Annotated in this window: 5 protein-coding genes; 3 read left to right on the forward strand and 2 right to left on the reverse strand. The window is 33.4% G+C overall.

The window, feature by feature from the left end; genetic code table 11:
- Positions 1 to 68 precede the first annotated feature (68 nt).
- Positions 69 to 344, reverse strand: coding sequence for a helix-turn-helix domain-containing protein (locus BA768_RS20305; RefSeq protein WP_065722199.1), 276 nt, complete (start codon positions 342 to 344; stop codon positions 69 to 71).
- A gap of 297 nt (positions 345 to 641) precedes the next feature.
- Positions 642 to 1,871 (reverse strand): site-specific integrase, encoded by a 1,230-nt coding sequence (locus BA768_RS20310; protein ID WP_083206760.1) that lies wholly within the window; start codon positions 1,869 to 1,871, stop codon positions 642 to 644.
- A gap of 608 nt (positions 1,872 to 2,479) precedes the next feature.
- Here BA768_RS20310 and BA768_RS20315 point away from each other — a divergent pair.
- From BA768_RS20315 to BA768_RS20325, 3 genes are all read left to right on the forward strand, one after another.
- Positions 2,480 to 4,150, forward strand: a complete 1,671-nt coding sequence (locus BA768_RS20315; RefSeq protein ID WP_065722200.1) for a T9SS type A sorting domain-containing protein — start codon at positions 2,480 to 2,482, stop codon at positions 4,148 to 4,150.
- A 6-nt stretch (positions 4,151 to 4,156) separates the two neighbouring features.
- Positions 4,157 to 8,338 carry a DUF5977 domain-containing protein gene (locus BA768_RS20320; protein ID WP_065722201.1) on the forward strand — a complete coding sequence of 1,394 codons (4,182 nt, stop codon included), beginning with the start codon at positions 4,157 to 4,159 and terminating at the stop codon, positions 8,336 to 8,338.
- Between the two features lie 8 nt (positions 8,339 to 8,346).
- The coding region (locus BA768_RS20325) for a DUF6443 domain-containing protein (protein ID WP_228388532.1) at positions 8,347 to 9,076 on the forward strand (730 nt) is incomplete at its 3' end.

The following is a 9,076-nucleotide window of genomic DNA, read 5'->3' on the forward strand; positions in this document are numbered from 1 at the left end:
TTCCGTACAGAAATACGGATAGGTTAAACAAAAGAAGAAATGCAACTTTCAATGAGAATTAGTTACACTTACTTTCTTCGATTTTTTCCATATTCTAATAATTCTTTTTTGGAATAGTAATAGCGACCGCTAAAATTGTAATAGGGTAGGTTTTTGTTTTTTCTCCAATCAATAATGGTGGGAAGAGAAACGTGCAGGAATTTAGCAGCTTCAATCTGTGGGATGAGGTCTTCCGGTTGTTGTTCTGCTTTAGAGGGCAACGTGAATTCAGTTGCCTTCTTAAGAATGATTTCAACCGCTTTTTCCAAATCTCCTTTGGAATGGGAATAGAGTTGTAAGGACATATTATTGTATTTTAAATTGGTTTAAATTTAAATGCAATAATATCAATTTAGTAGCTGTTAATCAAATAGTTACATATTTTCTGGATTCATCCAATTTAATGCAAGCTAGCCCAAATTTTATTTTTTTTAATCCAGATTAATCTAAATTATAACACATTAGACTTTTGAGTTGTCTCGGATTTTTAACTAACTTTAACTAAAAATTGCCCTTTTTAATATAGTTTAACTTTTATTCTGTTTAATTCAGAAATAAAGATTATGTAGATTATTTAAAAATAAATCAAGATATAAAGGAAATCATCCCCACGCTTTGTCCATTTGTTCGTCTGTGAATGCTTCTGTTACTTTCATATACTTATCCAGAACAGCATCTTTCTTAATATTGGCAATTTTCTTTATTGCTTTTGGCTCCATTCCTAATAGTAAAGAATTTGTAATGAATGTTTTTCTTGCTGTATGGCTTGTTATGAATTTACATTTGGGTTGTGTGAGTGATTTTTTCTTATTACCCACAAACCAATGACTTGTGAATGGTTGCTTGATTTCTGCTAATTCACAACAATCTTTGATGTATTCATTGAATTTTTGAGAAGAGATAACGGGGAGGGGTTCATAGATAGTTCCTTTGTATTTCTCTAAAATAGCTTTTGCGTATTTGTTCAGCCTAATAGCGTGATTCTGTGTTTTAGTTTTCTGAATAGAAAGAACTATATGGTCTTCAGAAATATTTGCTAAATGTAGTTTTGAAAGATCAGAAAACCGTAAGCCTGTGAAACATCCCATACAATAGAAATCCCGAACGTGAGACAGTCGATTGCTTTCAAAATCTTTTTCGTATAGTTTCATCAACTCTTCAAATGTTAAATACACAATGTCAATGTCGTGTTCAACAGCTCTAAATTTCTCGAACTCCCTGTTTGCATTATATCCTTTTTCTGTTGCCCAGTTTAAAAATGACTTTAAAACCTTGATTACTTTAGCGAAATAATTTTGCTTCATCTTTTTTATTTCGTACGAGTAATCTCTTAATGATTCAAAAAAATCTTCATCAATCTTATCAAAAGAAAGCGAAATTCCATTTTCCTTACAAAAGAATTCCAGATAGTTTTTTACAGTAGTTTGACCCTTGATGGTGTTCGGAGTTTTTATCAATTTTCCTTTGTCAATATATTGTGTAAAGCATTTGAAAAAGTCGAATTCACTGGATGCTTCAACTTTTTCATTTGAATCAAACTTTTCAATAAACAAATCCTTTGTTGGTTCAAGCTTATTTGCTCTGAAATAAAGCGAAATGTCTTGAATTTTGGTTTCTATCTGTTGGAGTTTTTCATTTATTTCGTCATAGCCATAATAAGTATCTTTTTTTGAATTAGCTTTCACTCGATTGTTCTGCCAATCATTTAATTTACAATTCAATCCAGTATTTCTTTTTATTATAGAGCTGTCAATTCTGAATAATATCCTAATTGGCATTAAACCGTCTTGACTTACTTTGTCCTTTCTTAACTCAAAATTGTACTTTATCATAAGTTGAAATAGATTTAAATAAATGTAAGGGGGAACAAAAGGGGGAATTAATTTGCATTTAAAATTATTAAATATGAAAAAACAAATTAATTAGAAACCTATTGTATATCAAAGTTATTGAATATAAACGAATTAAAAACAAGAAAAATTAAGAAAGGTTTCATAATACCTCCGTCTGGGGTACTTTAAATCCTCTGAAACTTCTGTTTCAGAGGATTTTTTGTTTTTAAGATAACCGATTTCTTCATTATTGGTGCTTTTCAAATATCACCAATCTTTTTTTACTGTTTTCAACCTTATTTTTTCAATATAAAATATTTCAGACACGACGAGTTTTGTCGCTGCACAAGATTATATTTGTATTATTAACTAATAGTCAACAGATTATGATAAAAAAGTGTAGTGAATTATTTTGAAGTGAATTTAAAATAATTTAGATTTGCAGAATTAAACCAAACACAAAATATGATGAACAAAGATGAATAAAACTATTAACCTTCAACAGACGCATTTTTTCGTTATGCAAAAGAGACTATTCCCTAATCTTTAGATCATTTTTAGGATTTAAAAGATTTCTATAAATTTAAAAATATTATTAAAAACAAATCATGAAAAAACTTTACATGAGTACATTTCTTATATGTACGACTGCTGTATTATATTCTCAGGAAGTGGTATGGCAGAAAGATATTAAGTCCTCGACACAGGATTTTCTTTCCCAGGTAACCACTACCGTAGATCAGCAATACCTTATTACAGGAAGTTCTATTCAGGCTGGAAGCGGGAAGCCCGGTGCTGGAAGTTTATCTTCTACCTCAAAACAGAACAACGGGTACGATTTTCACTTGGTCAAACTTAATCAACAGGGCGAAGAAGTCTGGGAAAAATATTTCTCAGGACAGAACCATGATTTTCTTTCGTCGACAATTTCCACACAGGAAGGCGGGTTTTTGCTGGCCGGAACTTCGTATTCTTCAAAAGGCTTAGACAAAAAAGACGATTCAAAAGGCGGATCGGATATCTGGTTAATCAGAATCAATGAATTCGGGGATGAGCTTTGGCAGAAAACTTTAGGAACCTCACAGGATGAAGAAGCAAGATCGGTGATTCAGACGGCAGATTTAGGATTTATGGTCGCTAGAAATGTTCAGAATTCATCAAATGGTTTCGGTTCTAAAGATGTGATCGTTTCAAGACTGGATAAAAACGGAAAAGTGGTATCGGAATCAATATTAGGTGGAAAAGGTCTTGACGAAGTTGAAAAGATGATTCCTACTCCCGATGGCGGAGCTTTGCTTGGGATTTATTCGAGGAGTTTCGAGATCCGTGATTCGAGATTCGGGTTGCATAGTGGTTCGGGTTCCACAGGAAGTAGCACGAATAACGATAACCCGAACCTTGTATCCCGTTATCCAAAATCTACTGAAAATTTTGGCGAGGGTGATTACTGGATTGTAAAGCTCAGTAAAGACGGAAAGGTAGAATGGGAAAAGAATTTCGGAGGTAAAGGAGATGATCATGTAAGAACAATGGCGTTTACTTCTTCAGGATATATTATTGGCGGAGAATCGAGATCGGAAAGATCGGGCAATAAAACGGTAGGAATCGAAGAAGGAACAGATCTTTGGCTAATTTCTTTAAACACAAAAGGTGATGAACAGTGGCAGAAATCCTATAATTTCAAAAACCGTGATATTTTGATGGGCATGAATGTGATAAGCGGGATGCGGGATGCCGGAAGCGGGGTGAAAGGAGTGAATCCAACCAAAGGCATTTTACTGGGCGGATACACTCAGGCAGAAGGAAGAATTGAAGCAGATGATGAAACTTTCTGGATGCTGTATATCGACAATGATGGCAATGAGCAGTGGAGAAAGCATGTGAAAGGAGAATCGAGGAAGAAGGAGGAAAGGCTTTCTGATCTGAAGATGAATAAGGATGGATCAATTGTATTGGCAGGAACAAGTGCCGAAGAATTAGGCAAAGAAAACTGGAAGATTGTGAAATTAGGTGACAGTCAGATTGACCAGCTGATTGAGAAACAGGATATGAAGATTTATCCTAATCCGGTAAGTGATTACTGTTATGTGGAGATCGGGTTCGAGTTTAAGGAGGCGGATATTACGCTGTATGACATGGGTGGAAGACAGCTTCAGAGTTTGAAGACAAAGAATAAAGTAACCAAAATCAATACGCAGAATCTTATTCAAGGAGCTTACCTAATTGTAGTGAAAACAGATACTGAGAAAACTGCGAATGCTAAATTGATTAAAAAATAAAATACAATGAGAAAAAAACATTTACACATAATAAAATTTACATTTTTAATATATACATTTCTTTATATTCAGGTGAATGGGCAGCAATATTCTCGAGATCCTAGAAATATGCTTCCTTATGCTCCAGAAACAAGCAGCTTGCTTAGATATCAGGAAATTCCTGTTTCTAATTATACTGGTGTGCCTAATATTTCAATTCCTATTTTTAATATCAAATCTGGGAGTTTAGAAATACCATTAACATTAAATTATCATTCTGGAGGTATATTAGTATCCGATATCTCAGGTCCGGTAGGACTAGGATGGAGTATACATACCATTGATCCAATAACCAGAAAGATAAACGGTTTTGTTGATGAACACGGAATTATGATGCATGATGACAATGTTGAAGATTTTCTAAATCAAGATTTAGACAATAAGTTGTTGCGAATGAATGCTATTACAAATACTTCGAATCATTCTGCTTCCGACATCATGCCAGATGACTTTACTGTTTCTATTCCGGGTTTTTCAGGACAGTTTAATTATAACTCAAAGTTAGATAAGTTTGTAACGTTTCCTTTTTCAAATTTAAAGTTCGATTATGAATATACTGCCTATTCAACGCCTCAAACAAAAAGTATCAACAGGTTATATGTGAAAGATGATAAGGGAATCACCTATTCATTTGGAGCTACAGGAAGGGAAACTGTAGGGTTTGATCAGACAAACCATTTTAATGGTACAGTGGCATGGAAGATTAATGGAATTTCTCATCAAAATGGAGGAAATATTTACTTTAATTATATAAACAATCATTACAGAAGATGGGAAAATGGTCCGAGAACCATTCACAGTGCTTACAGTATTCAGAGTGGTAGTATTAACAATAATTGTACCGGAGCTACTAATTCGCAGGACCCAGATCTTGATTTCTGGTATGGAAATCATTTAGCATATTCTACCGGAGTTTATCCTTACTTTGGGGAAGACTGGAGAGAAGGAGAAGAAGCATTGCTAACCGAAATTAGCGCTGAAAATGCAAAAATTTCTTTTTTCTATTCATCAAGATTGGATTTTGACGATCTTAAAAAACTTGATAAAATTGTAATAAAGGATAATTACGGTCAATTTATTTCGGAAAAGAGGTTTAATTATGATTACTTTACGATTAATGAAACATCTACACAGACTCCGGAAAACCTCTCTAAAAGGCTTAAGCTTTTATCTATACAGGATTGTGATGTCAATGGTAATTGTATCACCACCCGATTCGATTATTACGAGAACTTTTCCATGTATGGTAGAAAATCAAGAAGAGGCTATGATTATTGGGGATATTTTAATAATAATCCACATGTAGGATATCCTAATGTTCCTATTAAAATAATGGATACTCAAAACTTTCAGGAGAAAACAACGCTTTCTGGATCTTTGAATAGTTTTAACGCAACCAATAGGAATGTCAATCCAAATACTGTAAACACCTATTCTTTGAAAAGTATTACTTATCCTGAAGGAGGAATAAGTGAATTTATTTATGAACCTAATATTGCCGGTGATTTTTTTAAAAAACCGGAAGATCACCAGTATTATTTTGATGGCGGTGCATTTCCAGATATGACTAAGAAATATGATTCTTTTACGGTATCTGGCTATGTAGAGGGTAGTACTCTTTATACCGGATTTCCTCAACATTCTGAGTCAAATGATTACAGTAAAACCTACATAAAAGAAATTGATCTTAGTAATTATAATAAAAACTTTGAGTTAAGAATTAATAATTTTTCAAACTTTAAGGCTTCAACATTTTCTAATAATTTAAATTCTACATATTTACATGCGTTATTGAGTATATATTATTACAATGAACAGAATGTCAAAACTTATTGGATACAAGATAGTGTAATGGATACCAATGTTTCAACATATTTTCATAGATACAATAATCAACCTATACCTAATAAGAAAGTATACGTGGCAATTAAACATGTTTATTGGGGCGGATTGGGATTAGGGAATATCACACAGTTATCTATACCCTATTCATCAAATTTTTATATAGAATGGGATGAAAAAAAGCCTCAAAGTAATCTGGCTAATTTTTATGCGGGAGGAATAAGAATTAAGGAGTTGAGAACATATAACGCTAATGCAGAATTCTTAAATTCTGTTAAATATAAATATTTGAAGGAAGATGAGACAACATCTAGTGGTATTTTATTTGATGCTCCTATTTTTTCTAAAGATGATGCTATCATAAAAAAAGCAACCTATCCATGCAGTGAATCTGGAAGCTTGATAAAAAAATATTTTATAAAAGGGACGGAAGTTTCTGATATTCCTAAAATTACAGGTATAACCACTCAGGGCAAATCGGTAGGCTACTCTAGGGTTGAAGTTAGCAAAGTAGATAATGCTGGTAATACCAAAGGAAAAGAAATTTTTGAGTATCACATAGAGCCGCCCTTTATGACCGGAGATAATTTCTTAGCCAGTTTAGAAAGCAATGTAGTTAAAAGAGAATTTATAGAAAACAGAGACTGGAGAAATGGTCAATTACTTAAACACATTGTATATGACAATAATAACCAAATGGTTAAAAAATTAGAGAAGAGCTACCACTTGAATTATCCTCCTCAAATGACACAGCAAATGCTTCTTGATTACAGAATTAAAACAATTTTATATAGAAATATATTTCCGGGAGATTACAAATACATTAACAGAATTCCTCAACCTAGTTGGTATGAGCCAGATGCAACAGGGATGGGTGTACTTCCCACCTATATAAGTGTTGATAATATTCCTGGTACTTGCAGTGGCTGTTATACACCTGTTTTCATAAAACATCCTGATGCTTTCCTTTTAAAAGAAGATAAAATAACAGAATATTTTGGAAATAAGGAGGTCATAACCAAAACAGAATTTGATTATAATAGTTCTTCATATCCTTTAATAAACACGGCTAAGACGATAACTTCTGCAGATAATTCTATACAGAAAATAAGTTATCAATATGCTCAGGATAAAGGAAATCAATTATTATTAGATAAAAATATGGTTGATCTTCCTTTGGAGACTTCAATAACTCAAACTGAAAACGGTGTGACAAAAATTGTATCAAGAACTGAAACTGTTTATCCCACTAATAACACTTCTTCCAGTTTAGTACTTCCTTTATCTGTAAAAACCTATGACGTAAACAATAATTCGCAATATACTGAGGTAACATATGATGAATATGACCATAAGGGAAATGTATTGCAGTACACAACAAAGGAAAACATTCCTGTAACTATTATTTGGGGTTATACGGATACAAAACCTATTCTAAAATTAGAAGGAGCAAAATATCAAGATATTTATAATAATTCTTTACTTACTAATGCTAAAGGAATCACAAATAATAATGGAAGTGAGACTGATCTGTTACAGGCCTTGGATAATTTGAGAAAAGATGCAGCATTTAGTAATTATCGAGTCACAACATATACACATAAGCCTCTAATTGGAGTAAAATCTATAACTCCACCAAATGGGATCAGAGAAATTTATCAGTATGATAGTTTTAATAGATTAAAAGCTGTTGAAGATATTGAAGGAAAAATTTTGAAAGAATATAAATATAACTATGCTCCTCAATCAAATATTTCTATTAATACTTTTTATAATGTGGAGATGAATCAAACACTGTATCGTAACAATTGTCCAACAAATTATATAGCTGGATCGTATAATTATAATGTTCCTGCAGCTAAATATTCTTCAAATATAAGTCTGGCAGATGCAAATCAAAAAGCGATGAATGAGATTAATACAATAGGTCAAAATCTTGCCAATACAAATGCTACCTGTACTCCTGCAGCTGATGTAGTCTGCCAGTTTACCCCAACAGATAATTATTATATTTCACACTATTTTTCTAGTTTTGTGTATAAACCTGTGACCAATTCAGTCAATGTTCAATATGTTTTTGCTCTTCCTTATCAAACGTCAACTTTAGATTGGAGTCAAGGAGTTTATGTTGGATCCATTCCTGCTAATTGTGCTCCATCATCTACCAGAACGGTTGTCATTAATAACGGATCAAATGTATGGAATATGAATATTAACACGTCGGGACAGTTAATCTTAAAGCTAACTTCAGGAAGTATTGTATATTCATCAAATCCTATAACCTTTAATTTTCAATACCAAAAATAAACACAGATATGAAAAAAATACTCATTCCTATAGGAGCTTTATTGTTTTACAGCTCGGCTCACGCACAGCTAAGTCCTACAGAAAATTACGTTTACACGAAAACGTTTCTGGATTATAATGGCACTACACCATCTAAAACGGCAGAAACGGTTCAGTATTTTGATGGATTGGGCAGACCAAAGCAGATTGTAAATGTTAAAGCATCACCCTTGCAAAGAGATGTTGTAACGCATATCGAATATGACGGCTTCGGAAGACAGGTGAGGGATTATTTACCTGTACCGCAGGATTTTTCAGCCAATGGAAGCATCTTTACCGCGCCGTTGGATATTGCTTCCACTCCTGCTGTTTACGGATCAGAAAAGATCTATTCGGAGAAGATTTTAGAAAACTCGCCATTAGACCGAATCCAACAACAGATTCAGGTGGGTAATGACTGGAGCCAGAAACCTGTAAAGTTTGATTATGATGCGAACATTGCAGGAGAAGTTATCAGGTTTACCACGACAACAACATGGGTAAACAATGCAACGAATTCTGAAATCAGTAACAGCGGAAGCTATGGAACAGCTCAGCTGTACAAAAACACGGCGACCGATGAAGACGGCAACAAAACCATTGAATTTAAGAATGGACAGGGACAAACGATATTGGTAAGAAAAATGCTTGACGGAACACAAAGTGCAGATACTTATTATGTTTATAATGAATATAACCAGCTTGCCTTTGTTATTCCGC

Origin of the sequence: Chryseobacterium sp. CBo1 (genome assembly GCF_001693475.1) — a bacterium.
Lineage (GTDB): Bacteria > Bacteroidota > Bacteroidia > Flavobacteriales > Weeksellaceae > Chryseobacterium > Chryseobacterium formosense.